We start from the raw sequence: 25,159 nt of genomic DNA on the forward strand, positions 1-25,159 counted from the left end.
TCCTATCCTTGATTATTCAAATTCGTGGTGATGGTTTACCGGAAAAGTATGAGCAATGGTGTTGACCGTTGACTCGCGGCTCATGCTTATCATGACGGGAAATAAGAGTATTAAAATGATGGTGGTATTTACCGCAACGAAGAACACCATGATGAGGGCGTATATCGCGAGTAAGAGGCTTTTTCTGTTGTCATTGAGACTACGGAAGCAAAAGCGAATAAACAGAAAATAACCACCAAACAATAGGGCGATACCGAGCAACCCGTATTCAATTGCGGTATCTAACACAAAGTTGTGGGTGTAGATCGCCAGCTCATCATAGTTAAAGTAACTGATCATAAAGTTGGGCAGCATCTTCGCGCCGACACCTAAAATAGGGTGTTGAAGTAAAATATCTAACCCATTGGCAAGTAAGAGTTTTCTATGAAGGTTCGACACCCAGCGAGCTTCACTTTGGTTGGCAAATAAGACGTCTTCTTGGGTTATTTCCAATGTGTCTGCTAACGTTTCAAACCCAACATAGAGTGTAGTTGCGACGGCAGTGAACACCATAAAGCTTAAGGCCAATAAAATGGTCCACGTATACGTTTCATTAAGCGATTTTCTCATCAGGTTTTTTACGAGCAGCTGGTCAAAGAAGAAAAGCAGACAAAAACCAAGTAGTGCTTTTCTTTCTTGCGACAACACCAGTAATACCAAAGCAACGAGCATCAAAAGGTGGAAAGCGCGAATTTTATCCCGATAAAGGTACAGTAGTGAGCAAAGTACACCGAACCCGTATTTACTTACCCCGAGTAACTTAAACCCGCTTTGATAGCCTTGAGCAAAGTGCCATAAGGCAACGAGCGTACAGATGAAAAACAGCAGATAAGTGAAATAAACCATTACCCATTCATCATCAAACACGCCATAGGCGTACATTAGGCTAAGCAAGCAGAGAATCGCCAGCCATTGCACGGTTTCTATAACTAGCGGCATTAGGGGGACGCGATTTAGCAGGCCATTTAAGAACACATACCCAGTGAACAATACGAGGAACCCCATGCAGGGATGCATGAGTTTTTCAGCTTTTCCTTCCAATACCACTAACGCTGTAAAACCAATGGACAAAAGACTTACGATGTCTGATGGTGCTAGTGCTATTCCTCCAGCACGAAACTTCATAGGAATAAAGAACAATGCTAATAGGCATGCTGCAAACCATGAGGCTCGATGGCTCGATGGCGCGGAGCTATTTGTTGGTGCAAAGCTGCTGGTAGATTCCATAGTAACCTTCACGAAATTTATCGATGGTGTAGAGAGAGGCCCTATTGACTGAGTATTGACTTGCAGCGTCATACCGCTCAACACTTTCACACAGCTGGAGCACTTTCTGGCTCAGCTCATTTGAGTTACCAACCTGAAATAAATATTCGGCACGTCCGGTGACGTCATCCAAACCGGGTACGTCCGATGATAATACGGGTAAGCCTGCTGCCATGGCCTCAACCGCCGCCAAGCCAAAGCCTTCGACATGCGATGATTGCACGTAAATGTCCATGTCGTTCAAAAACGCTGGAACATCAGAAACTACCCCATGAAAGTGAACACGTTGCGTGACGTTGAGCTTTGTTGCCAATGCTTGCAGTGGCGATTTTTTTTCGCCATCTCCAGCAAGATGGAGCTCGTATCGTCTTGGTAAATGGACAAGTGCTTGGATAAGCGTTTCATGATCTTTATGTTGGTGAAGTCGGCCCACCATGCCAATCTTGATGACTGGTTTGTCGATCAGGTGGCTGGCGCACTTCGGCATCATAGGAAACCTTTTTAAATCAACGCCATTGTGCACCACGTGATATTTATGTTGGTAGCGAGGCATGAACTTCACCAGTTCATCTTGTACTTTTTCACTAATACTGACCGTCAAGTCGTGGCCCCAATACAAGACATATTCCATGAACTTAAACAACGGATAGTCACGTCGACGGTTGTAAGAGCAGTGCTCAGTCTGGATTCGTTTTTTACCTACCGCCAATAGCGCTAGATAAATGGAAGGGTAGAGGTGCCCGTGAACGACATGCGGCCAACGCAGCAAACAGTATTTCTCACTCAATGACAAAGTGCGCCAGTTAAAACACTCTATCCCTTGGGCGGATAGCGTTGGTAAGTAATCATTTTCATCACACAAGACCAAAATTTTGATTTCGTATTCAGGCTTATGTTCTAAAACAAGGTCGACTAAGAACTTCTGAGCACCGCCGTTCTGAGAAAGATCATTAATAATATGTAGAATCTTGGTTTTCATGATTAATTGGTCAGATATTGCTGTTTAAGGTCGGTGATTTCTGCATTTGAGAAAAAGTGCTTCGTCAATTTAGAATTCAGCATTTCTTCAACGTACTCGGGTGTAGGTTGAAATTGCGTTTTGAATTCTTTCATTAGTGGCGAGTACCATTTGTTGTCTGACTGATTTTCATAAACAACATCCACGGGGTAACCTAAAAAGCCTTCAACTGCGGAGTTAGCCTGCTTTAGCTTGTCACTTCGAATGACCAACAGTGAAAAGTTATTGTTATGGTATGTCTGATAGCCTACTTCGTGATTAAAAGGTTCGTTAAACACATCAATCCCTGTTAGTTGTTTGATCTCGTTGTCAAACCACTGCAGCGCATATTGATGATTCATGTGCTTATCAAATGCCTCTTGGAGTAATTGCGGTCGTTCGGTACGTATTGCGCTGTCATCTTTTAGATATTTGTCCGCCATCCAAAACGGAAGTGCTTGAAAGAACATTGAAACATTTCGTCCGATCGGTTCACGCACCAGCGAGATAATTCGAACTTTTTTCTTGCGCTTTAACATACGGCTCATCGCTATGCGCTTGAGTCGTCGCTTTAACGCATTGATCTGAGGTTTATGCAATTGCGCTCTGACAGGGGATATCTGTTTTTTCGCATCGACAGTCATGAGATCGTGCAAGTGAACCGAGTTAGGAATGGAATGCTCTAATGCACTCGAACCTACTTTGCCCATTTGATAGATCAATACCGGTTGTTCTTGGCTTTTCAACGTTTGGTACCAAGATGCGTTTGAGTTAGTAGGCGTATTTCTGGACATAAAGCGTTTCTCCTTCCTTAGTCTTGGCTTGTGTGATTAAGACGCCAAGAGATGGAACTGAGTGTTGTATTTGTTTAGATAACGCAAGGTTAACCAGTGATGATTTTGTCGATTCTGAGCGAATGACGGTAATCAGACCATTGGCATACTGACCAAGAATAAGTGCATCACTCACTGACAGTAGGGGCGGTGTATCGATAATGATCCGGTCATACTTATTTTGAAAATGTTCGAGCAACTTTTTAAAGCGATCAGAAGCTAGCAGTTCCTGTGGGTTTGGCGGAATTAGGCCTGCTGGTAATACATCTAAGTTGGCTTCTTTTATATGTGTAACACAATCTTTGATTGGCGTATCCATAGTCAGGATATGCGTTAAGCCTGGGCTTGATTCAGCAATACCAAACCGTTTTGCGATGGAAGGTCGGCGTAAATCGCAGTCGATGATCAATACCTTTTCCATTTTTGAAAACGACACCGCCATATTGATACTGGTCGATGTTTTTCCTTCTTCTGGAATAGCAGAGGTAAAGGGCAATATCTTTTGCTTCGTGTTGGTTAATCTGAGCAGAAGCGAGGTTCTGACGGAGCGGCAAGCTTCACTAAATAGCTTTTCTTCATCATCTAAATATGCGGTATAACTGACGCCGTTTTTACGCAAATTGCGTTTTTTGACCATAGGAATCACACCTAAACACGTAACACCAAGTTTTTCCTGCACATCGGCTGTGCTTCGGATAACTTCTCGCATCGTTTCTAAGATGATGACCAGAGCGCAAGCAATGGCAAAGCCAAAAAAGGTGGCAATCAGTACCAGTTTGATTCGTTGTGGTGCCACCGGGAATAGAGGAATGATGGCTTTGTCAGTAAAACGTGCAGTGACATTCTTGTAGTCGCTGGTGGCGTTGGTCTCTTTCTCACGATTTAAGAACGCTTCATAGAGTGCCTTATTGGATTCAACCTCGCGTTTTAACTGCTCGTAACGCGCTTTTTGTGACCCTAACGATTGGAAATCGGCCTTTTTGTTATCGAGTTCTGCTCTAAGCATGTCCTCTTGCGCTTTTGCAGCAAGAAGGTCTTGTTGTTTGCTAAAGGAAATGTCACGAATGAGTTGCTGGGTTCTTGCTTGAATTTCTGCAAGCTGCGCTTTCGCCTGAATCATTCGGTCATGCTTGGGGCCGTAGCGCTGTGCCAGCTCAGAGAGATTTTTGGCTGCCTGGGCTTCCGATAATTTTAGGTCGCGGATCTGCGCTTGATTAGCGAATTCATCAATTGACAGCAAGCTGTCTAAACTTTGTGAAGATTTACGTCTTAACAGTTGGATTAACGTCTGTGCTTCAATACGCTTATTAACAGCGACATTCAGCTTGCGAGTGAGTTCTTCTAGCTCATTTGCGTAAATTTCATCAATACCGTTTATATCGATCAACCCTTCTTTTAACAAGAATTCTTGCAGTGCTTGCTCAGAGTTACGTAATCGCTCCTCCAATTTTTGTGAGTTATTTGTCAACCAAGTGGCCGCATTTTGTGTAACGACCAATTTGGCTTCAAAATTTGCGTCAATGTAGGCTTGGCCGACAGCGTTGGCGATTGTCGTCGCAAGCTTAGGATCGGTAGAACGAAAGCGAATTCTGACTAATTGGGTGTTACGTACCGGCTCAATATCGAGTTTACTTCTGAAAGCTTGAAGCGCTTGATAATAGGACTCTGAAAACTGGGCGGTTTCTTTTGGGCTTGGTGCCACATTCAGTAGGTCTTGAACAAAAGGGATCGACTTTATTTGGTCGATCTTTTGATTTAATCCACCTGAGCGTGTGAACTCCGGTAGTTGAGTTAGGTTCAGCTCTCTAATGACCTTATCTGCAATATGATTCGATTTTAAAATGGCGATTTGCGTTTGAAAGTACTCTTTTTTTGTCGTGTCGACGCCATATACTTCCTCGATTGAAAGGGCGCTTTTTTGCTCTTCTTGGATGAGTAGCGTTGCTGTAGCTTGGTATATCGATGCTTTGGAGTAGATATACCAAGTACAAGTTAATGAAAACAGAAGCGTGAAAGCTGCGATGCTTAGCCAATTCTTTTTAATCGCTTTAAAGTGATGACCAAAACGAATCAGTTCTACTTTGTTCATCTGGAGATTATTTGGATGAGTCCCGTTCATTTGATTCCCTGTCACTTAAAAGAAGCTCTGGTCGATAAATACAATGTCACCAGGCTCAACGTTGCGGTGCATACTGACACCCTCTATCGTTTGACCCGTTTTATGTTTGGTGAGGTTAATGCCTTTGCGTGAGGCTCGGTCGGTCAAGCCACCAGCTAAAGCGATGGCCTTTTCGATAGTTAATCCTGGTCGATATTCAAATCCACCTGGTTTCCTGACTTCGCCATTGACGTAAAACAGACGAAAGTTATTGATGGTGACCATCACTTTTGGGTTGATGAGATAATCGCCTTTTAAGCCCGTTTCTATTTCGTACTTGAGTTGTTTCGGTGTTTTTTTGATTGCTTTGATTCGGCCAAGGTAGGGGTAATCAAAATAGCCATCTGACGTTATTAGAATATTTTTAATCGTAAGGTCTTCTTCACCATAGACCTGCACGGAAATGGTATCGCCCGTGTCGAGTAAGTAATCTTCTTTGCTTGAGTCAGCGTTGACCAAGGTGCTAAATAGCAATAACGCGACGCTCATGAATGTGATGAATGACTTCATTAATAATCCTTGTTACAGAGAAAACTGTGCGCTTAAAGTCCAAATGTTTTGTTCAAAGCTATAACCTGGTCGGTTAGAGGTTTTATCTTGGTATTGCCAATCGGCTTGCAGCTGTATCCAACGTTTGGTCTGATAATCGATACCAAAAGATAGAGTGTAGCGATCGTCGTTTCTGGTGATCCCCGTGTAATCATCTTGTTGATAAATAGCACCTAAGCGAGTTGCAAGGTAACTATTCCAATCGTGCTTGAGGTTCAGTCGATAACGAGTTTGTAGGTTGTAATCGCCATCTTGATCTGGGTTAACTGCCGCTTGAGTGGTTTTCACGCTGACTAGAGTTTGTTCTTGAGGTAGCCATTCAAAGCCGATATCCCAACTAAAGCCTTTAAATGTCTCTCGGTGAGCGCTGTCAAAATCTTTGATTTGATAACCGAGTCGAGCGATGCCTTTGGTTTTTCCTGTGACTTCCCATTCGGCACCGGTGTAATAGAAACTGGTGTTGTTATCTTTGGATGGTTGCGAAGAATTTCGGTGCTGATAGTCGGTTACTATTTGTTTTGTCCCAACCAACCAATAGGTTCTTGGCGTCGCCCTTAAATAGAATTCCAAGTGCGCATTGGGGGCTCGAAAATCGTTGTATTTTGTTTTAGCGTTTGTGTGCCCAGGCAAGCCGTCACGGTAGTTTTGATAGGTTTTATCACTGTAGCCTAAACCGAATTCGAGTCTGCCTTTTGCACCGTTAGAGCCAAAGACATAATTGGTTTTGATATCGTTACGGTTGAACTCAATTGGTGAGTCTATTGCGCTACCATTACCTTCGGTAATGTCTTCCCCTCTAATTTCATGCTGGGCGCGAAAACGATAATCAACCACTAAACGATGACGATGATTGAACTCAAAAAAGTTGGAAAACTGAAAGGTATGATCGTCGAAGTCGTTGCGGTCATCGGATGAAAAACCTGCTTTCAACTTGTATAAAATATCTGCGCGATAGCGATTCCTTTCTATACGTGCTAATAAGCTTGGCTCTATACCCCAAATATTGACCGATTCTACATTGCCGGATTCCTCCGCTTTGTTGATGTTGTCATCGCCCTCGTAGAAAGTTCTTACGAGGGGAATAAACTCAATGCCAGACTCGGTTTGGTAAGCCATCGGTTCTGCGAGTAAGCCAGTTGAAAACAGACTCAATGCTATTGCCATTGTCAGTTTCTTCATAATCTCAACCTTAGTAAGCGTTAGCACCAGTGAACCCTTTGAAAACGGTCATGAAGATGATTTTGATGTCCATCCAAACCGACCAGTGGTGGATGTAATCCAAATCAAATTCGACTCTCTTTTCCATTTTTTCTAAGGTGTCGGTTTCGCCGCGATAGCCATTAATTTGCGCCCAGCCAGTAATGCCTGGTTTTACTTTGTGACGTAGCATGTAGCGGTCAACAATCTGGCGATACTCTTCATTGTGCGCCACGGCGTGAGGGCGTGGACCAACAATAGACATGGTCCCTTGCAGTACATTGATAAATTGAGGTAGTTCGTCCAAAGAGGTACGACGCAGAAAACCACCAAAAGGCGTAATGCGTGGGTCGTTCTTTGTCGCCTGTTTCACGTGAGGGCCTTGATCCATAGTGGTCATTGAACGGAATTTCCAGACTTCAATCTTGCGTCCATCGAGGCCGTAACGATGCTGTTTAAAAATGACCGGACCTTTAGAGGTCAGCTTAATGCCAATCGCAATGGTGAGCAGGACTGGAGAGATCAAGGCTAAAATAATGCTCGAAAACAAGATGTCTTCAAACCGTTTTACCCAGGAAGAAATTCCAGCAAATGGCGTATCAAATACGCTGAGCGTTTGAACTTGGCCGATTTGCGCCCAACGAGAATGCAAAAGGTTATAGGTAAAGAAGTCGGGAATCAGATACGTATTTGCGGTGGTGTCTGAGAATTGGTTAAGAAGCGATGCAATACGTTCTTTTGCGTGCATTGGCATTGCGATATAGACGTAATCCACTTCCCCTTTTTTGGCTCGCTCAAGAGCGTGGTCAACTGCCCCTTTAATAGGGTAAGCAGAATTTGGCAATCTGTCGGAAGAACGCTCATCGTAAAAGCCATCAAAAAGTACACCGTGTTCAGTGTGGTTTTGAATTTCGTTAGCAAGGGTAATGCCGTGAGGAGTTTGGCCGATGATTATTGCAGTACGAGTGTTGAATCCTTTTTTTCTTAAATAGGCTAATCCGGTACGGAATGTCACTCGCCATGCCAAAAGTAGAGCGGGCGTAATCGCAAACCACAATGCCAGAATAGTGTTATCAAATAAGTCATAGACTTCCGAAAAATACAGAACAATAAAGATAAGCGCGGAAGTTACTGCCCAGGCCACACAGACAATAATCATCTGCTCTTTAAACGAACTGGTTCGCCAAGAGCGGTACAGGTTGCCGCTTTCTGCCATAAATAGAAAGGAGATGCCTCCAACAAAAGCCAGTATGACGTAATCTTTCCCCATCGCAGTATTCATGTCTTTGAACACTAAAAGCAGCATAAAAGAGACGATGACAGCAAGATCTGAGATGCGATATAAAAAAGCGAACTCCATCTCGTGAGAGCGGATAAGTCCTTTTTGTTTCATGACTCAGTTTCCCTTCTTACACGCTACCGCCCTTGGGTGTCTCCCCCAATTGCCGTGTCGTGAGCGTTATTAGTAGTTGGTGAACAGAGCATTCTGTTGAATGCTTCTGAGTTTTTTGTCACGTGTAATTTCGTTGATAAGTGTAAAAATTTGCGTTGTTGAGGTAAGTGGAAATAAGAATGAAATTTAGACCTTTGGCTAAGTTTGGCGGGTTAGGAAAAAGCTGGTACTTACTCATGAGGGATGAGGAAAAGTATTAAAAATGAAGTATCAGTACAAAGACAATGGTTTATGTAAAGGTAGAAGAAACGGGTGATCTTATTCGTTAACGATTAATGATTTAGTATCGAATTACTTATATTTATTAGGATAAAAAAATCCCTCTCAAGTGAGAGGGATTTATTGTGAATCAGGACGAAAGAATTATTCGACTTCTACGCCGTTTTCTTTGTATAGGCGGCGGCATGCACGACCATCACTGTGGAACAGGTGACAACGGTGTGCTGGAATACCAATCTCGATTTTATCGCCGGTATCGACTGCGAGCGTGTCAGGCTGACGGAAAATAACGTCCGCGTCCGCACCTTCTAGGTTTAGGTATACTTGAGTTTCGTTACCTAGCTTCTCAACAATCATCACTTCACCGTGAATGCTTGCATCAGCTTCAGAAGCGGATAATAGGTGCTCAGGGCGAATGCCTAAAGACATGCGGTCGCCACGGTTAACCGTCGTGCCATCCACTGGAATCCAGAAAGATACGCCATTAGATAGTTGAACTTTGACGCGCTCTGCTTCTACTTCATCAATGAATACGCTCATGAAGTTCATTTTCGGAGAACCGATAAAGCCTGCTACAAAGCGGTTTTGTGGGTAATGGTAAAGCTCAAGCGGCTTACCAACTTGCGATACATAACCGCCGTCTAGTACAACGATTTTATCTGCCATTGTCATTGCTTCTACCTGATCGTGCGTTACGTAGATCATGGTACAACCAAGTTGACGTTGTAGCTTAGTGATTTGCGCACGCATGTTTACACGCAGTGCGGCATCCAAGTTTGATAGTGGTTCATCCAGAAGGAATACATTAGGTTGCGATACCAGTGTTCGACCGATAGCCACACGTTGACGCTGACCACCTGAAAGCGCTTTTGGTTGGCGTTCAAGTAAGTGACCCAGTTGTAGAATTTCTGCAGCCTGTTCAACACGTTTGTCGATTTCTGCTTTGTCTGCTTTTGCTAGTTTTAAGCCAAATGACATGTTGTCATATAAGTTAAGGTGTGGGTAAAGAGCGTAAGACTGGAATACCATACCAACACCACGTTTGGATGGTTCGACGTCATTCATGCGCTGGTCACCAATATACAAATCACCTGAAGTAATGTCTTCAAGACCGGCAATACAACGTAAAAGGGTAGATTTACCACAACCTGATGGACCTACGAAAACAACAAATTCACCTTCGTTGATTGTTAGGTCTACGTTCTTAGAAATCAGTACGTCGCCATACGCTTTACAAACATTTTTTAACGTGACACTCGCCATGTAGCTCGTCCTCGATCAATTTTTTATTATTCACCGCTCATCATTATATGAATTATCTAGCGAGCAGTAACAGTAGGAATCGGTAAGTTATTGCGGTTGGTAAGAAAAGTAGGGTAGCACTTCAATAAAATGTCCTGAATAGAAGTGCTACCCATCATAGCCAAGTACGAGTTTCTCTCCCCCACATTATTCGTGTTGTCTCCCCCGTGAAATAATTACCACAAACAACACCAATAATGACATTCCACTCGTCTGGCAATGCAAAACCAGCAAATCTTTTTCCTAATACGTAGGCACTGCTGGGAAAGGGTTCTTACCATCCACTCTTGGATGACTGAAGTTTGTAAGATTGTACGAGGTGCGACATCCTCCTAATAGAAATAATTGTAGGGGGAGTAGGTAGGGAGGAGTAAAAAAGGAGGAGGAATAAAGCAGTTGGTCGGAAATCACATTATTGCACCACCTAAAGTTGAAACCGATCACAGGAAGTATCCGTTTTGTGATTTGAGTCTCTTACCCTTGGCGATTTAGATCACGAAAATACGTCATAATTGTAAGGGCGTAGGGATTAGGAGGATGAGACATATTGGATTATTTCAGATGATATATGTCGAAATACGGCTGAACCTCAATGGACTAGCCCTACATCAAAAATATAAAAAGGATACGAACATGAAAAAGTTAAGCGCTGTAGCACTAGGTACTCTTGTTGCTTTGGGTTCTTTTGGTGCTAATGCTGCCATCGAAGAAGGACAACTTACTATCTGGATCAACGGCGACAAAGGTTACAACGGCCTTGCTGAAGTTGGTAAAAAATTCGAAGAAGACACTGGCATTAAAGTGACAGTGGCTCACCCAGATGGCCTTCAAGACAAATTCCCTCAAACTGCAGCGACTGGTGACGGTCCTGACATCGTATTCTGGGCTCACGACCGTTTCGGTGGTTACGCAGAAGCTGGCCTGCTAGCAGAAATTAAACCTTCTAAGAACATTCAAGAAGGTATTGTTGATTTCGCTTGGGATGCAGTACGTTACGACGGCAAATTGATCGGCTACCCAGTTGCGGTTGAGTCTCTATCTCTAATCTACAACAAAGACCTAGTTCCAAACCCACCGAAGTCTTGGGAAGAAGTTGCAGCGCTAGATGCAAAACTTAAAAAAGACGGCAAGTCTGCAATCATGTGGAACCTAAAAGAACCGTACTTCACTTGGCCACTAATGGCTGCTGATGGCGGCTACGCGTTCAAATACACTTCTGAAGGTTACGATGTTAAAGACGCTGGTATCGCGAAAGAAGGCGTTAAAGACGCAATGAGCTTCGTAAAAGGCTTGGTAGACAAAGGCGTAATTTCTGCAGATATGGACTACTCAGTATCTGAGTCTGCATTCAACCAAGGCAAGACAGCGATGACGATCAACGGTCCATGGTCTTGGGGCAACATCGAGAAGTCTGGCGTTAACTACGGCGTGACTACGCTACCTAAGTTCCAAGGTCAATCTTCTAAGCCATTCGTTGGTGTTCTAACGGCTGGTATCAGCACTGCGTCTCCAAACAAAGACCTAGCGGTTGAGTTCATTGAGAACTACCTACTAACAAACGACGGCCTACGTATGGTTAACAACGATAAGCCTCTAGGTGCGGTAGCGCTTAACTCGTTCCAACGTGAACTAGATTCAGATACTCGTATCGCTGCGACAATGGACAACGCGATGAACGGCGAAATTATGCCAAACATTCCTCAAATGAACGCATTCTGGGGCGCGGCTAAGAACGCAATCATCAACGTAGTTGATGGTCGTCAAACTGTCGATGCAGCATTGGCAGACGCAGAAAAACAAATGACTAAATAATTAAGTAAGACCTTTTTAAGGAGGGGGCAACTCCTCCTTACTTTTCTATATTTATTCTATATTCGCTAGCAGGTTCCCTATGCAGTCAGTTCAAGGTACAAATGCTATGACAGCACCAGAAGCCAGCCTTCCGAGCAGCAAAAAAGTGTTCATGAAATGGTCACTTTTAGGCACAGTCGGCATTATCAATGGCTACGCAACAATCCTTATGTATTCACGCGGTGAGATTGCGTTTGCACTACTTACGATCATTCTTACCGCTTTAGCGTTGTTCATCTTTGGTAGTAAAAAGACGTACGCACACCGTTACATCTACCCTGGTATCGCAGGGATGATCCTTTTCATTCTTTTCCCTCTGGCGTACACCATAGGTTTGGCGTTTACCAACTACAGCGCGAAAAACCAACTCTCTTTTGATCGTGCGCAGAGCGTACTTTTGGACAGAACTTATCAAAGTGGTGATAGCTACCCGTTCACTTTATATAAAACGGATCAAGGACATCAGCTTGTGGTTGAAAAAGATGGTGAGCTACTTGCTACGCCCACTTTTCAACTAGATAGCCTTTCAGCATCGGATCTTGACCTATCGCCAATTGAAGAAGCTACGGGCGAGAAAGAATCAATCAAGACGATTGTTAAGAGCCGTAATACGTTGAGCAGTGTTGATTTGCATCTGCCGAGCGGTGAAGACATCCGCATGAGCGGGTTACGTAAGTTTGCGGCAGTTGTGCCTTTGTACACGCTGCAAGAAGACGGCGAAACGCTTTACAACAATCGTACTGAAGAGACGTTACGTCCAAATATGGAAGTAGGTTACTACCAACCTGTCGATGAAAACGGTCAGTTTGTTGGTAGCACAGTGTCTCCTGGCTTTGTGGTGAACATTGGCACACACAACTTTGAGCGTGTGTGGAAAGATGATGGTATCAAAGAGCCGTTTATCAGTATCTTTATCTGGACGATTGTGTTCTCAGCACTCACCGTACTATTTACGCTTGTAATTGGTCTTGTTCTAGCAAGTGTTGTTCAGTGGGAAGCATTAAAAGGCCGTTCGGTTTACCGACTCTTACTGATTCTGCCTTATGCGGTACCGGCGTTTATTTCTATCTTGATCTTTAAAGGTTTGTTTAACCAAAGCTTTGGTGAGATCAACATGCTTCTGGAAGGTTTGTTCGGTATTAGCCCTGCTTGGTTCTCAGACCCGTTCATGGCGAAAACCATGATCCTGATCGTGAACACGTGGCTTGGTTTCCCTTACATGATGATTCTATGTATGGGTCTACTAAAAGCGATTCCTGATGATTTATATGAAGCGTCAGCAATTGATGGTGCGAACTTTATTACTAACTTTACTCGTATCACGCTACCAATGATGTTGAAGCCGTTAACACCGCTGTTGATTGCGAGCTTTGCCTTCAACTTCAACAACTTCGTGCTTATCCAGTTGTTGACAGGCGGTGGTCCAAACATGATTGGTACGTCAGAACCTGCGGGTTACACAGACCTATTGGTAAGTTACACCTACCGAATCGCATTCGAAGGTGCGGGCGGTCAAGACTTCGGTCTAGCAAGTGCAGTAGCAACACTTATCTTCCTATTGGTTGGCGCATTGGCACTTATCAACCTACGCGTAACTAAAGTAGCTCAGGACTAAGGAGAGATTACAATGGCAATGGTACAAGGTAAGTCATTAAAGTATCGTGTTTGGGCTACTCATATTGCGATGTGGGCATTCTTGGCACTGATTATTTTCCCTTTACTGATGATCATCGCGATTTCATTCCGTGAAGGTAACTTTGCAACGGGTAGTCTGATCCCAGACAACCCAACGCTTGATCACTGGAAATTGGCATTAGGTTTCTCGGTGACTAACCCAGACGGTACAGTTACACCGCCACCATTCCCAGTCATGACATGGCTGTGGAACTCAGTAAAAGTGGGTGGTATTTCTGCAATCCTAATCGTGGCGCTATCAACCACATCAGCTTATGCGTTTGCTCGTATGAAGTTCAAAGGTAAGAACACTATCCTAAAAGCGATGATGATCTTCCAAATGTTCCCTGCGGTATTGGCATTGGTTGCTCTATACGCGTTGTTCGACAAATTGGGTCAGTACATTCCTTTCCTTGGTTTGAACACGCACGGCGGCCTGATCTTCGCTTACTTAGGGGGTATCGCCCTGCACGTTTGGACGATTAAAGGCTACTTCGAAAGTATTGACTCGTCTCTAGAAGAAGCGGCGGCACTGGATGGTGCGACACCATGGCAAGCATTCCGTTTGGTATTGCTTCCATTGTCTGTGCCAATCCTAGCGGTAGTATTCATCTTGTCGTTCATCATGGTAATTGGTGAAGTTCCTGTAGCATCACTACTACTTTCTGATGTAGACTCGTACACACTTGCAGTGGGTATGCAGCAATACCTATATCCACAAAACTACTTGTGGGGTGACTTTGCTGCAGCTGCTGTACTTTCAGCAGTGCCAATCACTGCCGTATTCTTACTTGCTCAACGCTGGTTGGTTGGTGGTCTAACCGCTGGTGGTGTGAAAGGATAATCTCTTGTGGTCTGAGATTGATAAGAATAACTAGAAAAGGGCGACCACATGGTCGCCCTTATACGTAGCACGGATATTACAATTTTGGTTTGGCCGCCGATCAGTAATATCTTGGCTTTTATTGGCGTTACGCATAGCTGGCTGTTAGCTTAGTTCCTTACGATTCAATCACTAACAGTTTCTTGTAACCATAACCTGAGTCTAGACTCAGGTTTTTTTATACTTGTTAAATACAGTTGTTCAATAAGCAGGTAAAGATTAGCGGCTTTGCAATGGATTACACAGGGCTAGGGGAATGCCCTGCGTAGCACTTCACATAAATAACCTGAGCTCAGGTATCAGTAAAATTAAGGTAGGTAAGGATTAAAACTCTCGACTGGATGGGGCGCATCCAACGTATTGAAGCAGCGTGTATAAGCTTTCTTGCTGTAGTGCGACGCGACGAAATAAATTTGCAAAGGTGACATCACCGCCAAAGCAGGTTTGAATGTAATGGTTAATTTCTGTTTCGTTATACCCCTCGACGTACATGGTTCTTACCCACTGGTACTCGACCGCTTTTAAATTGGTCAACGTCTCTTCACTTAAGGTCGTTTCTTTTAGTCTCAAGATCCAAACTCTATCCAACTCCAAAATAGTGGATGGATTTAAGCAAAGCTAGGTGAAGGATTTATGACAGAGGAGGCCGAGTGTGAAGCAAATGGCAAAACCATGATGTTGCTCCACACTCTGGATATAAGTAACGTTGAGGTAGTCAATAGCGTTCTTAACGGATGTAGGTTACTTGAGATACTTTACGTGCGCTTCCATCTCTTCCCCGATTTCTTTGCGCATGTTCATAAGGCGGATAGCGGATTGTTCCAAGGCTTTATCTTCATCAGACTCTGGAACCCATTTCGGTACGTCGGTTGGTTTCCCGTTCTCATCTACAGCAACCATAATAACGATACAGTGAGTGGTGAGTCTGTTTTTCATTTGCTTTGGGTCACTGGCTTGCACGTCAATCGCGATGTGCATTGAGCTTCGTCCGGTATAAATGACTTTCGCGCTAACTTCGACTAAGTTGCCGACATGAATCGGCGCAACAAAACGAATACCACCTGCGTATGCAGTAATGCAATACTTGCCACTCCACGCTGCAGAGCAGGCGTAGGCTGCTAAGTCGATCCATTTCATTACGGCGCCGCCGTGCACTTTTCCGCCGAAATTGACGTCACTGGGTTCTGCTAAAAAGCGAAGGGTAATGTCTCTTTGACCACTGCTCATCTGTCTTTCCTTGATGGGTTTGTAAATACAACCATACATTGCAACAATACAACTATATGTTGAATTAAAACACCTATACCTTGCATTGTATAAAAAGTGTACCATACTTTTGAAAGTTTACTACAAGTGTGGATACTTTGTATGAAAAAACGAATCATTAAAAACTCCAAAGTTAAGAACATTTCTCGTTTTGTTAGCTTGAAGACAGATTCGGTTCAAACAACTGAATCTGATCTTGAGTTTGATGCATGTTTTCATTTTGAATTCGCCCCACACGTAAAATCATTTGAAACACAGCCTCTGGGTTTTGAATATCGATTGAATGGGCGGTTACGCCGTTATACTCCTGATATGCTCTGTTATTTCAATGATGGCTATGCGACATATTATGAAGTGAAGCCTAAGTGGGTAGCTGAACGGGATGAATTTAAGAAAAAATTTGATGCACAGAAACAACAAGCTATTGCTAACGGATATGACTTACTTGTTCTGACTGAAGATGACATTCAAACTTATCCTTTGCTGGACAATCTGAAGATCATTCATCGCTACGCTTGTTCTGATAGTCTTGATGATGTGCAGGTTAGGATCTTAAAGTTATTTCAAAACTACGGTGAAATGCGAATCTTGCAAGTAATAAACGCCAGTCAGGGGCAGTCTGCATCTATATTGCCTGCGCTCTATGATTTGATCGCCAAAAAAATTCTAGAGTTTGATTGGCACTGTCCAATCAGTCATGATTCTCTTGTCTGGAGAGTTTCATGAGTGATGACTCTGAAAATCTTTATGCTTTTGGTAGTTTTTTCCCAGAGAAACACTCGAATACTTCGGTGCCTAAGACATCAAAGGGCACGCGATTCGGGATTGAACTGCAAGAAAGTTATCAAGATCTTTTTTCATTCGATGAAAAACGCAGAGATGAGGCTGTTCATCGATACAACATATTAGATTATCTTATTGAACTGCACGGCCCTAGTTTAACCTTAAGGAAAATATCAGGTTCGATGAAGGGTCTTGAAGATAAATTTCACTCAAATGTACCCTCTGCACCATCAATATATCGTTATTGGACTACGTTTAAGAAATCTGGGTTTGTACTTTCTTCGCTGATTCCTGGAGTAACGAGAGGTAATACAAAGCAACGAAAAACCTTGGAACTGGAAGAGTATATAGAGAGAGCTATAAAATCATATTTTTCGGAAGAGTCGCCAACAATTCAACAAGCCTTTACGTTATTAGAAACGGAAATAGATAGACATAATGAGTGTAATGACACCCAATTATCTTTTGAATATGAATCCTTTAGAAAAAGAATTGTTAAAAAAACAGATTATGAAAGGCTGCTAATTAAAAAAGGTAAAAAAGCCGCCGATACATACTACAAGAAAGTCGGACAACGACCGGAAACGACTCGAGTTTTGCAGCGTGTTGAAGCGGATCATACTCGCCTAGATTTGTTTGTGATTGATGATGCTCGTAAGCTTCCTCTTGGGCGCCCGTGGCTTACATTACTTTTTGATACTCATACTAAAAGTGTCGTTGGTTTCTATCTTGGGTTCGAGCCACCAGGTTATTTATCGGTTTCTTTAGCCCTAGAAAATGCAATTTTACCTAAGTATTACGTTAAAGAGTTATATCCAGAAGTAAAAGGGGAGTGGCCATGCTATGGGTTACCAGAACACCTTATTGTTGATAACGGTGCTGAGTTTAATAGTAAAGACTTTGTAACCGCTTGTAAAAACTTACGAATTAAGGTTAAAAAGAACCCCGTTAAAAAACCTTGGCTGAAAGGATCTGTTGAACGGTATTTTCGAACTATCAACAACAAACTGCTTTCTGGAATTCCAGGTAAGAGCTTCAGTAATATCTTCGCTCGCGGCGATTATAATCCACAAAAAAATGCGATTATTACCCGTTCAGATTTGATGAAAGTTATCCATGTTTGGCTTATCGATATATACCAATCTAGCCCTAATGGTTTGGAAAACAATATTCCTAATCTTTCTTGGGCTGATGCTATGCGTAGTGCTTTTCCACCTCGCTCCTTTAATGGTTCAATAGATGAACTAAGGTTTAATCTTGGGAAACATGTTGAGATTTCTCTAGATAGAAACGGTATTCGCCTTAAAAAAACACTGCGTTATACAAGTTCATATCTTGCTCAGTATTTCGGAAAGCATACATATGATGGTAAGAGCATTAAGGTAAAAATAAAATATAATCCTATTTGTATGGGCAACATATACGTTCTGGATGAAGATAAACACGAATTTTTTGCTGTAGAATCAGTGGATCCTGACTACGCTTATTCAGTATCAGAGTGGCTTCACAAAGTGTGTTGCGATTATGCACGAAACCATATAAGGAATAACTATAGACATAATGATGTTATTAAAGCTTGGAGAGTGATATACGATATCATCGATGAAGCACTGCACCTATCTGGCAACGGTAAGCAGGCTAATGTTGGGATTAGACAAGCCTCTAAACTTGAAAGAGTGCGTGAGCATGCTGAGCGGACCAAATCTCATCAAAAACCAGAGTTGCAGATGTCGAGTAATGACGATATTGATTGGGACGTTGAAGTGAATACTGATGGCTGGAAAATTGATTCGGTTCGAGGAACAAATAAGTGAATCATTTTGCGAGAGCTCCCCACCAACAGGTGAAGAGTATTTTTATTAGTAATTCTCAGATAGATGAAATTCTCTCGGACATAGAGGAATGTCGAGAGGAGAGTGATGGTATATCGGAACCAGAATGTCTAATTGTTGTTGGTGATAGTGGGTCAGGCAAAACCACTATTATAGATAAATATTTAGCAGATAACCCTATGACGGAAGCTAATGATGGTTCTATCATTCCCATTTTGTTCACTTCGTTACCCGCAAATGCCAATCCAGTTACCGCCTCGGAAAGGCTGTTATCTTCGATGGGAGATCCGTTAGCATTTAGTCATGGAAAAGATCCCGCCGAGTTGATGAAAATAGTCAATGATTTGCTTCGCGAGTGCAGAGTTGAACTCATTATCATAGATGAGTTCCAGCATATGATTGACCGCAAAAGCAAGGATGTACTTCATAGCACAGCTGACTGGTTAAAGATGATAATCATTGATTCAAAAATACCCGTTGTACTTTTTGGAATGCCTTATTCAACCGAGATTTTGCGGGTCAACAATCAATTACGAGGGCGTTTTGAATCTCAACACCATTTAAAGCCATTCAGGGTCAAAGACACAAGTGAGCTAATCAGATACAAAACATTTATGACGATGTTAGATGCAGCGTTACCCTTTTTAGAGGAATCTGGATTGGCATCTGAAGACATAATGAAAAGGGTGTATATTTTTTCCAAGGGAAACATGCGGTTAATTCGGCGTTTGATCAATAAAGCAGCTAAATTTGCTTTGCTAGAAAATGCTCCGTGTATTTCTTTAAAGCATTTTGCACGTGCGGCACCCAAAGTGAGTCGGGATGCTTGTAAATCATTTAACCCATTTGATACAGATACCAAAAAACTAAAAATTATTGAACCACCAGAAGATGTTGGTTGGGAAAATTATCTTGCTGCAAAAGGAGATTGAGCACAGTTAAATATCTTAAATCTGAAGGGCCGTTTGCAGCAAAGATTGTACCCTACTAAATCCCAACAAACGCCTCAATCACCCGTTCTCTAAAGCGCCCCAGAGTGAGCGACCCATAAGGAACAGAATTTTCGTTACCAACTTGCACACTTGTATCACTGTTATTCCATTTGAAATCCCCTAGTTTCGAAAAGGTTCGAACAGTATGTGATGAGCTTGTTTCAAGTGAATATGTGTCTTCTTCCTCTTTGTCCTCAGGCTGTTTTATATAAAGACAAGAATCAGGAATATCTTGCTCGATTTCTTCAGCAAATTTCACAAGATTTTCTTCAGCAAGCGTGTACAGCCAAGCTTCTTGGTTGTTGTTATCTGTGATCCTGAGAATGCGCCCTAATACCTGACGGAAATACAACTCCGTGCGAACATTACTCAAATGGCAACAGACTTGAAGCCTTGGAATGTCAGTTCCCTCACTGATCATTCCAATGCTGATAATCCAAGGGGAGTGATCATTTTTGAATTGTTCAATTATCTTTTGAGCATCTGGGTCATGATAAGAAACCATCAAGCTGGGTTGCTTTAGCTGTTCATTCAGGATTGTTTGAATTTGTCTCGCATGTGCAACGGACGAAGCGACGATAAGTCCGCCCGCATCTTGGTTGGATGCTCTAATGGAAAGTAGCTTACTGGCAGATAGTTTGAGAATATGAACTAAAGCATCTGTATCCTGTAAGATACTAGAATAACTTATTTTTTGTTCTTTAAATAATGCTTGAATCGATGAATAAGATTTACTTTCTTCTGGGCTGACATATTGCAACTGCTCGTTATCAACTAACACGAGTTTCGGCTTTCGACATACTCTGTCGGTGATAGCCTGCTTTAAAGTGTACTGATAATCGCAGATGATTTTTCCTTCCGGATTGCTATAAGAGCTCAGTGATATTGGTAAGCTATCAGAGCGCCAAGGAGTTCCCGTCAGTGCCAAAGTATACTTGGATGCTTTCTGCACTTTTAAAATAATCTGCTCGCCCCAAGCATTCGCGTCAGAAAGAGTTTCACCTGAACAATGATGGATTTCATCGAATATAGCTAGGACTCGGTGCTTTGAGATAGTTTCCCAAAATTGATCATCGAGATATTGGATAGCTTGGTAGGTTAGTGATGTTCCTAATGAACCTAGAGAGCCATTGAACGAGCACTGCAATACACGAGAAAAAGTGCGTGTAAACCCATTAGCAACATTAACTGACGGAGAGAAGCAAATAATCAAATCAATCATCTTTGAATCTAAGAGTTGCTTACTTAAATACGCAGCCATTATAGTTTTTCCTGCGCCGGGAGTTGCTTGAGTAAGAAAGTGCTTATAGCCAGATTTGTATTTTCCTAAGGCTTCTTTAATGCAGTTTCGTTGCCAATCTCTAAGCATCAAACAGCCTCCGACGTGAGTAGGTCTATTGTTTTTGAGATGGCGGTTATTTGCCCAGTTAAAGTGGCCGAAAGTTGTGTCGATTCTTGATGCAGCTTTTTTACTTTCTCTTGAGTCTGAGGGTATTGCGCCATAATCGAACGATACTCGTCCATTTCAGCAATTAGCATTGCAAGCTCTCCATTGAGCTTGCCTCTCATTTTGTTCAATTCAGCGATATACGGGACTGAACTTACCAAATCAACAGCTTTGCCCTGATTAATTTCTGATTCTACGCTTGAGGCATTAACTTGTTGAAACAAAGTGGTTTTATGAAACAGCTTATTGCGATTATTTCCTGATGTTGTCAGTAGCCCTTGCTTTACCATTGTATTGAGTTGTTTAGAAACAAACATTCGTACATAACCTACACTTTTGTCTTGCATCGTGCTGGTTAACAACAGATCCCGTATATCAGATATTCTAAACGTGGGTTTGTTATTTATGATTATTGAATCAATGATATATGGTTGAATGGTGAGGTCTTGTGACACTTAGCAACTCTCGACAGTGGATTTGAACATAGAAAAATAAATGCGGATTATAGTCCGTTGAAAAGTTCTCTTCAAGAATAGATAGTCATTCTTTTTAATGTACTTTTGAAATGAGAGACTTAGCAAAAAAGTTTGGCTACAACGTTCGTTCTATGCGAAAAGACAAAGGAATATCACAGGATAAGTTGGCTTTGGCTGCAGATATAGATCGTAGCTACGTAGGCAGGATAGAACGAGGTGAAGTGAATATCACACTAGAAAAAGCCTACCAGATAGCAAGTGTCCTTCAGTGCGATATTCGAGTGCTTCTACCATAAATAGATTGGAAGCGTTCATTTACTCTAGTTGACTGAGCCTCCTACCTGTTCGGCAGTATTCGCTTTTTGACTGAGCCTGGAGATGTAAATTTGTTATCAGCTACTTTTCAGTAGTAATGAGGATTATAGTCCCCATCTAATGCCAAAGCAAACAGCTAAGAGTTTAGCTGTTTGGAGATGGTAATAGTATTGATTTTTTAAACTGATCCTCTCTACCTATGCGGCAGTTCACTTGGCAACAACGTATTCTCAGTTGACCGACTATTATCAGCTACCTATTCGGCAGTTCACGTTGGAGAGGCTGATATCATGAGATCTATTTTATTATCAGCTACCTATTCGGCAGTTCACTATTACCAATGTAATAATAGTCCATAAATATCAGTTATTTAATGGTTTTTCTACTAATTTACCCTTTTAAACTTAATGCTACATTATAGGCTGTAAAATCAATAGGTTATGAAGATGGTGTAGATGTAAGGTTAAATCAAAGGAACAACCTGCAATGAATTATCGGTATTGCCTAGCCCATAGCTGCTAAATGTTCCAGTACCTACAGTTCCTGACCTTTCCTTCATTTGTATGTTCAGTCGGAACTTATTGCCACTGCTGCTATCTTCTTCCAGTGAGTGGTAGCTTTGGAATGCATGACTAGTGGTTTTGGAATAAGCTATAGGGTCAAATATTTCGCCGCGTTCTAAAGCTCTTCGCTCAAGTCGTTTTAACTCCCTCGATCGGCCCGCAGATGTTCCTTTATCTATAGAGTGTGCACGTTTAAATAGAACATAAGAACAATCGTCTGGGACAGTTTGTGTTGTGGAAATGCTAAAGTAACCAAGTTTTGTCATTTGTACGAAATACCTTCGTGATATCAGAAAATCCAATTCCATTTTATTGGTACTAACAAAGGTGATTTTACGTCCCACCGTTTCTTGGCCCCAGAGTGGGAACGAGACGCCAATGGATCTCGTTTCGTACTTGTAATTAAAACGATGCAATTCCTTGATACATTTAGCTGCGATTGCTTCATTGTTTCGATATTCAGGTAAAAATGTGATGGTTCTATAGTACCAATCCATGGTTTAGGTTCCTTTCCGTTGAAGTAACCCGCCTTTTATCAAGTTTGCAACGATAAAATGCAGGTCATTAATCATTTCATCTGGTAATACATCTGTAGCCTGTAGTTGTTCGAGGTACTGGTCAGCTTTTTCCAAAAGAGTGAATAAATCTTTCCCGGTGTTTGGGTGACGATAGCAGTAAACGTCTTCTTTATGTGCACCATAGTGGCTGATACGTATTGGTTCGTCCACATCCGGATACCAGTCGTCAATAGTGGCTAACGCCGCTCCAGTTTTATAACAGCCGAGTATAGGACAACTCTCTCCATCTACATCAGTGGATTGATAGATACGATTTTTTTCACCTTTGACAGAGTCTTTGAATGCCTGACTGGGATAAATTGGAGCGCTTTTGCCTAAACGAAGTGTAGCGCTGACTTCGAAAATACAGAGCCCATTCGGGCGGGAAAAAGCGTCAGTGATTAACTTGATTAGGTTATCCCAGTCTTTGTGGTCTCTGAAGTGGTCAGTGCCACCATAATTTTTTCGGATGTCATGGAATAGGGCAATGGCTTCTTCGTCTTCCCATGGCCATGGTTTTATACTGATTGAGGTAGAGTATGTACGTTCGTTATTTCTCCAAAGCCATCTACCATTACAAATATTCTCGAGGAACCTATTGGCGAGTTCCTCCCAACCCACTTTTTCCTCGTATAGCTTAATCAATTGAACTAGGGTTCGTTTTACTTCTGGATCAGAACACTTAAATGGTTTATGAAGACTCGAAGCAAATGAAACGGAAAATTCGCATTCAATACTCTCGGCTCCGTAAGGTACACAGCAAAAGTCGATTTCGTGGGGGTTGCCTTGGGCTAGGGAATGTGCCGTTGCGTCCACGTCAATTTGGCCATCATCTTTGTATGCAGACTTGGAGCCTTCTTTCATACCTAACGCTACACGGCTAGTGTATGGGAGTGGTGTTTTTCTTCCATCTGGCGTAATCGTTCACCAAGGTAACTTGACTTGATATTAACGGAGGGCGAGAGCCGCCTATAGATCAAAGACGTTGGGGTACGCTCTCTTCGCCACAACAGCCGTGATGATTTCACTCAACACTGACATTGCTGATAAGCCACGTTTTTTACAGGTTTCTATGAGGGTATGTATCCTACTGCGGAATTTATCGCCTGCATCCGAGGTCGTTCCGAAGCTGATTTTCCTTTGGATTACAAAGCCCCTAATACATCGCTCAGCTTCATTATTGGTTAAGGGGATTGACGTTTTCTTGAGGAAAACCCACAAGCTCTCTCTATGTTTGAGCAATAACTTGCACCGCCCCCGATACCGCTTGACCATGACATCAGTCCCTTTGCTCAACCAATGATCGAACGATTTCTGCAACCTACGCATTCTTCGTAAGTACAGCACATAATCTAACTCATCTTGTTCATAACGATGCCGAGTATGGAAAATGGCGTTCGTCAGCAAACAAAGATGTTTACCAATATAAGCGGTGTGGCCACCGCCACTATAATCCGCCATTTGCTGAAGATTGCGCTTCACATGTGCCCAACATAACTGATGACGGTCTGCGGCTATCCAGTTATAGCTTGGGCACTGGTCGCTGACCACAATGCCGGTATACTCTTCATCGATGACCTTTTTCGCTGAGGAGGTCGAGCGCGAATACAGAATTTGTTCATAGACAAGGTCATCACTTGCCACTAACCAACACCAGCGAAGGCTTTGTTCATCATTTCGGTGATGCGAGGTTTCGTCAGTATGAATCAAAGGCGCTTTCTTTAACGCTTGTTTTATCGCTTGATGCAATGGAGTCAGCATTGAAGCGACTTTTGTTTGCGCTTCGCTAATCGCACCAACAGAAAACGTTGTGCCGAGTTGCTCTTTGAGCAGTGATTGGATCTTTCGAACGCTAAGGTGATATTGTCCTGCAAGCACACCAATGTAGCTTAATAAATTGGGACCGATAATCCCTTGTGATGCATTGTCAGGCTTTTGAGCTTTCACTGTTTCCTTGCAGTGGCGACATTGACCTGAAAATAAACGGTATTCAGTGATATCGACAGTGGGCTTGGGAATATCAAAGACTTGGTGTCGGTAGTAAGGACCATCATTAACATCAATGTCAGACTGAGCGCAACAAGGACAAGCATCCGGGAAGCAATCAATAATGGTATCCGTATCTTTTAATGGGGAGAGCTTTCGTTGATGCCCGGTGTGGCCTTGTTTAGCTCCTCTCGAATTGCGACCACCAGAGCTTTGATCTTTTTTCGCTCATGCTTGTCCTTAGGGTTGTCAGACGAAGGTGGTTTCGATGAATTTTTGGAGTTAGTTGCTTGTTTATCGGTAAGGTGGCGCAACTGTTCCCACAACTCTTCAATCAGTGCGTTTGCTTCATTAAGGTCAGAGGCTACGGGCGGTTCCTCTTGATATTTAGGGGCTTTCTTTCTGCTCATAACAAACAGGATGAAGCACTGGAATGATCACTCAATAGCCAAAAGTGGATCAAGTGCTGAGTGTCACACTTTTTCTGTCAATATGGGCTCGGTGAACACTTACCATCTGGC

General features: G+C 42.6%; 22 protein-coding genes. 7 read left to right on the forward strand and 15 right to left on the reverse strand.

What is annotated here, in order from left to right; translation table 11 throughout:
- Nucleotides 1-12 precede the first annotated feature (12 nt).
- The 8 genes from ACWYVB_RS05920 to malK all read right to left on the reverse strand — a co-directional run bounded on the left by ACWYVB_RS05920 (nucleotide 13) and on the right by malK (nucleotide 9,974).
- Nucleotides 13-1,266 carry an O-antigen ligase family protein gene (locus tag ACWYVB_RS05920; protein WP_457528340.1) on the reverse strand — a complete coding sequence of 418 codons (1,254 nt, stop codon included), beginning with the start codon at nucleotides 1,264-1,266 and terminating at the stop codon, nucleotides 13-15.
- Nucleotides 1,232-2,284 carry a glycosyltransferase gene (locus tag ACWYVB_RS05925; RefSeq protein ID WP_006742216.1) on the reverse strand — a complete coding sequence of 351 codons (1,053 nt, stop codon included), beginning with the start codon at nucleotides 2,282-2,284 and terminating at the stop codon, nucleotides 1,232-1,234. The genes ACWYVB_RS05920 and ACWYVB_RS05925 overlap by 35 nt, the downstream gene beginning before the upstream one ends.
- 2 nt (nucleotides 2,285-2,286) lie before the next feature.
- A complete protein-coding gene (locus tag ACWYVB_RS05930) occupies nucleotides 2,287-3,096 on the reverse strand; it encodes a putative capsular polysaccharide synthesis family protein (RefSeq protein ID WP_074189858.1) in 810 nt (269 codons plus the stop codon).
- Nucleotides 3,074-5,254, reverse strand: a complete 2,181-nt coding sequence (locus tag ACWYVB_RS05935; protein WP_181869474.1) for a GumC family protein — start codon at nucleotides 5,252-5,254, stop codon at nucleotides 3,074-3,076. The genes ACWYVB_RS05930 and ACWYVB_RS05935 overlap by 23 nt, the downstream gene beginning before the upstream one ends.
- A gap of 15 nt (nucleotides 5,255-5,269) precedes the next feature.
- A complete protein-coding gene (locus ACWYVB_RS05940) occupies nucleotides 5,270-5,782 on the reverse strand; it encodes a polysaccharide biosynthesis/export family protein (protein WP_225311846.1) in 513 nt (170 codons plus the stop codon).
- A gap of 33 nt (nucleotides 5,783-5,815) precedes the next feature.
- A complete protein-coding gene (locus tag ACWYVB_RS05945) occupies nucleotides 5,816-7,021 on the reverse strand; it encodes an outer membrane beta-barrel protein (RefSeq protein ID WP_258615133.1) in 1,206 nt (401 codons plus the stop codon).
- Between the two features lie 10 nt (nucleotides 7,022-7,031).
- Nucleotides 7,032-8,432: an undecaprenyl-phosphate glucose phosphotransferase gene (locus tag ACWYVB_RS05950; RefSeq protein WP_005392488.1), complete on the reverse strand. Its 1,401-nt coding sequence runs from the start codon at nucleotides 8,430-8,432 to the stop codon at nucleotides 7,032-7,034.
- Nucleotides 8,433-8,855: 423 nt separating this feature from the next.
- Entirely contained in the window at nucleotides 8,856-9,974 is a 1,119-nt protein-coding gene (gene malK / locus ACWYVB_RS05955; RefSeq protein ID WP_005375271.1) for a maltose/maltodextrin ABC transporter ATP-binding protein MalK, read from the reverse strand.
- A gap of 672 nt (nucleotides 9,975-10,646) precedes the next feature.
- Here malK and malE point away from each other — a divergent pair.
- From malE to malG, 3 genes are all read left to right on the forward strand, one after another.
- Entirely contained in the window at nucleotides 10,647-11,825 is a 1,179-nt protein-coding gene (gene malE / locus ACWYVB_RS05960; RefSeq protein WP_005375272.1) for a maltose/maltodextrin ABC transporter substrate-binding protein MalE, read from the forward strand.
- Nucleotides 11,826-11,904: 79 nt separating this feature from the next.
- Nucleotides 11,905-13,479 carry a maltose ABC transporter permease MalF gene (malF, locus tag ACWYVB_RS05965; protein ID WP_031780258.1) on the forward strand — a complete coding sequence of 525 codons (1,575 nt, stop codon included), beginning with the start codon at nucleotides 11,905-11,907 and terminating at the stop codon, nucleotides 13,477-13,479.
- Between the two features lie 12 nt (nucleotides 13,480-13,491).
- Nucleotides 13,492-14,382, forward strand: coding sequence for a maltose ABC transporter permease MalG (malG, locus tag ACWYVB_RS05970; RefSeq protein ID WP_005375275.1), 891 nt, complete (start codon nucleotides 13,492-13,494; stop codon nucleotides 14,380-14,382).
- A gap of 363 nt (nucleotides 14,383-14,745) precedes the next feature.
- On the opposite strand, the gene ACWYVB_RS05975 is transcribed toward malG, so the two are convergent.
- Both ACWYVB_RS05975 and ACWYVB_RS05980 read right to left on the reverse strand, forming a co-directional pair.
- Nucleotides 14,746-14,991 carry a hypothetical protein gene (locus ACWYVB_RS05975; protein WP_005375277.1) on the reverse strand — a complete coding sequence of 82 codons (246 nt, stop codon included), beginning with the start codon at nucleotides 14,989-14,991 and terminating at the stop codon, nucleotides 14,746-14,748.
- 171 nt (nucleotides 14,992-15,162) lie between these two features.
- The gene (locus tag ACWYVB_RS05980) at nucleotides 15,163-15,648 is read right to left on the reverse strand and encodes an acyl-CoA thioesterase (protein WP_005392490.1); all 486 of its coding nucleotides are present in this window, start codon (nucleotides 15,646-15,648) and stop codon (nucleotides 15,163-15,165) included.
- Nucleotides 15,649-15,789: 141 nt separating this feature from the next.
- Between ACWYVB_RS05980 and ACWYVB_RS05985 the strand changes: the two genes are divergently transcribed.
- The 3 genes from ACWYVB_RS05985 to ACWYVB_RS05995 are packed head-to-tail and all read left to right on the forward strand — an operon-like array spanning nucleotide 15,790 to nucleotide 19,234.
- A complete protein-coding gene (locus tag ACWYVB_RS05985) occupies nucleotides 15,790-16,413 on the forward strand; it encodes a TnsA endonuclease N-terminal domain-containing protein (RefSeq protein WP_213916670.1) in 624 nt (207 codons plus the stop codon).
- Nucleotides 16,410-18,284, forward strand: a complete 1,875-nt coding sequence (locus tag ACWYVB_RS05990) for a Mu transposase C-terminal domain-containing protein (protein ID WP_457528346.1) — start codon at nucleotides 16,410-16,412, stop codon at nucleotides 18,282-18,284. Before ACWYVB_RS05985 ends, ACWYVB_RS05990 begins: the two co-directional genes overlap by 4 nt.
- On the forward strand, nucleotides 18,281-19,234 hold the full coding sequence (locus tag ACWYVB_RS05995) for a TniB family NTP-binding protein (protein ID WP_457528348.1): 954 nt from the start codon (nucleotides 18,281-18,283) through the stop codon (nucleotides 19,232-19,234). The genes ACWYVB_RS05990 and ACWYVB_RS05995 overlap by 4 nt, the downstream gene beginning before the upstream one ends.
- Before the next feature lie 55 nt (nucleotides 19,235-19,289).
- Here the strand turns inward: ACWYVB_RS05995 and ACWYVB_RS06000 are convergent, their stop codons facing one another.
- Nucleotides 19,290-20,663, reverse strand: coding sequence for a DEAD/DEAH box helicase (locus ACWYVB_RS06000; RefSeq protein WP_457528350.1), 1,374 nt, complete (start codon nucleotides 20,661-20,663; stop codon nucleotides 19,290-19,292).
- Nucleotides 20,663-21,058 (reverse strand): hypothetical protein, encoded by a 396-nt coding sequence (locus tag ACWYVB_RS06005; RefSeq protein WP_025537117.1) that lies wholly within the window; start codon nucleotides 21,056-21,058, stop codon nucleotides 20,663-20,665. Before ACWYVB_RS06005 ends, ACWYVB_RS06000 begins: the two co-directional genes overlap by 1 nt.
- A 248-nt stretch (nucleotides 21,059-21,306) precedes the next feature.
- Here ACWYVB_RS06005 and ACWYVB_RS06010 point away from each other — a divergent pair, with 248 nt between their 5' ends.
- On the forward strand, nucleotides 21,307-21,513 hold the full coding sequence (locus tag ACWYVB_RS06010; RefSeq protein WP_005499654.1) for a helix-turn-helix domain-containing protein: 207 nt from the start codon (nucleotides 21,307-21,309) through the stop codon (nucleotides 21,511-21,513).
- A gap of 482 nt (nucleotides 21,514-21,995) precedes the next feature.
- Here ACWYVB_RS06010 and cas6f read toward each other — a convergent pair whose 3' ends face one another.
- The 3 genes from cas6f to tnpC all read right to left on the reverse strand — a co-directional run bounded on the left by cas6f (nucleotide 21,996) and on the right by tnpC (nucleotide 25,048).
- A complete protein-coding gene (cas6f, locus tag ACWYVB_RS06015; RefSeq protein ID WP_069543811.1) occupies nucleotides 21,996-22,592 on the reverse strand; it encodes a type I-F CRISPR-associated endoribonuclease Cas6/Csy4 in 597 nt (198 codons plus the stop codon).
- A gap of 3 nt (nucleotides 22,593-22,595) precedes the next feature.
- On the reverse strand, nucleotides 22,596-23,573 hold the full coding sequence (gene csy3, locus ACWYVB_RS06020) for a type I-F CRISPR-associated protein Csy3 (protein ID WP_457528485.1): 978 nt from the start codon (nucleotides 23,571-23,573) through the stop codon (nucleotides 22,596-22,598).
- 48 nt (nucleotides 23,574-23,621) lie between these two features.
- Nucleotides 23,622-25,048 (reverse strand): IS66 family transposase gene (tnpC, locus tag ACWYVB_RS06025; protein ID WP_457528354.1). Its coding sequence is split into 2 segments (ribosomal slippage): nucleotides 23,622-24,853 and nucleotides 24,853-25,048, totalling 1,428 coding nucleotides; the frame shifts between segments, so codons are not numbered across the junction.
- Nucleotides 25,049-25,159 lie beyond the last annotated feature (111 nt).

It is taken from the genome of Vibrio sp. JZG10 (genome assembly GCF_054064075.1).

Bases quoted from the DNA above. Each gene is read 5' to 3' on its own strand.
- malF (WP_031780258.1), top strand. From the start codon at position 11,905: ATGCAGTCAGTTCAAGGTACAAATGCTATGACAGCACCAGAAGCCAGC.
- ACWYVB_RS05920 (WP_457528340.1), bottom strand. From the start codon at position 1,266: ATGGAATCTACCAGCAGCTTTGCACCAACAAATAGCTCCGCGCCATCG.
- malG (WP_005375275.1), top strand. From the start codon at position 13,492: ATGGCAATGGTACAAGGTAAGTCATTAAAGTATCGTGTTTGGGCTACT.
- ACWYVB_RS05935 (WP_181869474.1), bottom strand. From the start codon at position 5,254: ATGAACGGGACTCATCCAAATAATCTCCAGATGAACAAAGTAGAACTG.
- ACWYVB_RS06010 (WP_005499654.1), top strand. From the start codon at position 21,307: ATGAGAGACTTAGCAAAAAAGTTTGGCTACAACGTTCGTTCTATGCGA.
- ACWYVB_RS05930 (WP_074189858.1), bottom strand. From the start codon at position 3,096: ATGTCCAGAAATACGCCTACTAACTCAAACGCATCTTGGTACCAAACG.
- ACWYVB_RS06000 (WP_457528350.1), bottom strand. From the start codon at position 20,663: ATGCTTAGAGATTGGCAACGAAACTGCATTAAAGAAGCCTTAGGAAAA.
- ACWYVB_RS06005 (WP_025537117.1), bottom strand. From the start codon at position 21,058: ATGTTTGTTTCTAAACAACTCAATACAATGGTAAAGCAAGGGCTACTG.
- ACWYVB_RS05945 (WP_258615133.1), bottom strand. From the start codon at position 7,021: ATGAAGAAACTGACAATGGCAATAGCATTGAGTCTGTTTTCAACTGGC.
- cas6f (WP_069543811.1), bottom strand. From the start codon at position 22,592: ATGGATTGGTACTATAGAACCATCACATTTTTACCTGAATATCGAAAC.
- ACWYVB_RS05990 (WP_457528346.1), top strand. From the start codon at position 16,410: ATGAGTGATGACTCTGAAAATCTTTATGCTTTTGGTAGTTTTTTCCCA.
- ACWYVB_RS05985 (WP_213916670.1), top strand. From the start codon at position 15,790: ATGAAAAAACGAATCATTAAAAACTCCAAAGTTAAGAACATTTCTCGT.
- ACWYVB_RS05940 (WP_225311846.1), bottom strand. From the start codon at position 5,782: ATGAGCGTCGCGTTATTGCTATTTAGCACCTTGGTCAACGCTGACTCA.
- ACWYVB_RS05950 (WP_005392488.1), bottom strand. From the start codon at position 8,432: ATGAAACAAAAAGGACTTATCCGCTCTCACGAGATGGAGTTCGCTTTT.
- ACWYVB_RS05925 (WP_006742216.1), bottom strand. From the start codon at position 2,284: ATGAAAACCAAGATTCTACATATTATTAATGATCTTTCTCAGAACGGC.
- ACWYVB_RS05980 (WP_005392490.1), bottom strand. From the start codon at position 15,648: ATGAGCAGTGGTCAAAGAGACATTACCCTTCGCTTTTTAGCAGAACCC.
- malE (WP_005375272.1), top strand. From the start codon at position 10,647: ATGAAAAAGTTAAGCGCTGTAGCACTAGGTACTCTTGTTGCTTTGGGT.
- malK (WP_005375271.1), bottom strand. From the start codon at position 9,974: ATGGCGAGTGTCACGTTAAAAAATGTTTGTAAAGCGTATGGCGACGTA.